The organism is Stutzerimonas stutzeri, from assembly GCF_024448715.1.
In the GTDB taxonomy this organism is placed as follows: Bacteria; Pseudomonadota; Gammaproteobacteria; order Pseudomonadales; family Pseudomonadaceae; genus Stutzerimonas; species Stutzerimonas stutzeri_AR.
The window spans coordinates 1-1,004 of the sequence record NZ_JAMOHZ010000026.1 but is presented as its reverse complement, the minus strand read 5'-3'; the positions used below and the strand labels follow the sequence as shown (position 1 = coordinate 1,004).

2 protein-coding genes are annotated in these 1,004 nt (G+C 43.8%); both read right to left on the bottom strand.

Translation table 11 applies throughout. The annotated features are described in order from the left end of the window. Positions 1–66 precede the first annotated feature (66 nt). Positions 67–285 (bottom strand): hypothetical protein, encoded by a 219-nt coding sequence (locus NAV33_RS21395; protein ID WP_255983768.1) that lies wholly within the window; start codon positions 283–285, stop codon positions 67–69. An 86-nt stretch (positions 286–371) separates the two neighbouring features. Beyond that, positions 372–1,004 (bottom strand): hypothetical protein (locus tag NAV33_RS21390; RefSeq protein WP_255983767.1); only part of this gene is annotated, 633 nt, incomplete at its 5' end.

Here is a 1,004-nt window from a genome sequence, read left to right as displayed (position 1 = left end):
AACGATTAAGCTAAGGGGCGGCGGCACGCCGTCCCAGCGAACGAAGTGAGCGATTTCAGCGACTTGTTAGGTTTCATCACGATGCCTGATTGGGGTTGGAATATCTTGACAGTTCTGGAGCACGGCATACTTGCCGCTGGACTTACCCACTAAGGAAATGGGCAATGAAGTGTCGCCGCCATCTAACGATATCCTTACCTCCATTTCTTGATCGTCAAACGAGAGTAGTTCCTTAATCAAGTCGGCTACTGTCTTGCCTTTAGAGGTCCAGTCAGGATTTTTCATGTGAGGCCTAACGTTTGGTTAAGGGGCTGGCTTTAGCCAGTCCCAGTGAGCGAAGCGAACGATTTGAACCATTTGTTAGAGGTTGCTCACTCGGTAGATACTTCAATGATTTTGCGCGCACTATGATAGGGCCAATTTAGACTGGAAAAAATTACGGCAGTAAGTAGAAGCAATAGCGCCGCAAGGGTTAGACCGAGAAAGCTTAAGGTGTCACCTGCGCTTCTAGTAAGTATTGCGTAAATGATCACGAATAACGAATAAGCACCGACTAAGTAGCAAAGAGATGTTACCAGCCAACGCATTAGGTGATCGTGCCACTTTAATTTCGCGGAAATTTTAGAGCCAGAAAGAGTAATGTCTGGGTACGCTCTTCTTATATCGTGCCAGCCGATTTTTCGTTGATGCTTTCGATGAAACTTTATAAGCGCTTCTCTCATTTCTGCATCAGCATTTATTTCGTAGTACTTCCGAAATGCATGCCTTTCTAGGTGCTCTCGTAGGAATTCATTAGCCTCTTTCCCAAGTTTTTGGGATTCGAGTAATGTTTTTGCGAGGTCGTGCTCTTTTTCTTTTTTCTCGGAAAAATGAGCAAATATTTTGAACGGCTCTTTTTTGAGCGTGTAATAAACAGCTAAAAATAAAAATGCAATCCAGATTTTGTCACCGGTGACATTTGTTGTGAAATATTTAAGCAGTTCTTCCATGAGCGGATGTAACCT